1 protein-coding gene is annotated in these 547 nt (G+C 67.2%); it reads right to left on the bottom strand.

Annotated features, from left to right (window positions below; genetic code table 11):
* Positions 1 to 314 (bottom strand): transposase (locus tag AC1DY5_RS58175; RefSeq protein WP_478123120.1); only part of this gene is annotated, 314 nt, incomplete at its 3' end.
* Between the last annotated feature and the right edge of the window lie 233 nt (positions 315 to 547).

Raw genomic sequence — 547 nt, 5'->3', positions numbered from 1 at the left:
CGCCTGTGCAGCGCGCGCAATTTTACGACCGCCTTCTTGCGAATGCACGAGCCCTTGACCTTGCAGCTGACGCTGCGCTGGTAGCGCCGCAGGCGTCGCTGCTGCGCCTTCATCGCCGCGAGCGGCTCGATGAGTCGCCCCTCGGAAAGGCCCGCGAAGTTGGCGACRCCCAGGTCGATGCCGAGYGTCGGSGCGACGCCGGCCGCYGGCAGCACGCYGGGCTGAAGCGTCTGGATCGCCACATACCAGCGGTCCCCCTCACGGGTGACGCTGGCATTGCCCAGCTTTCCGGCGACCTCCCGGCTCATGCGCATGCGAACCCATCCGAGCTCGGAAGCTGGAGGCGCCCATTGGGCGCGTCCAGTTTGAATTGCTTGCGGTCCGGAAAGCGAATGCCAGGCTCGTCACCGCGCTTCTTGAAGCGCGGGTAGCCGGGCTTCTTGCCCGCCTTCACGTTCGCGAAGAAGGTCTGGAACGCAGCATCAGGCGCTTCAACACCTGCTGCTGTGGGTGCACAGGCCCCTCGCGCAGCCACTCGCGCAGCCAC

The organism is Variovorax sp. P4_D9 (genome assembly GCF_056401695.1).
The sequence above is the reverse complement of the archived record's forward strand: the minus strand, read 5'-3'. Positions and strand labels throughout refer to the sequence as shown.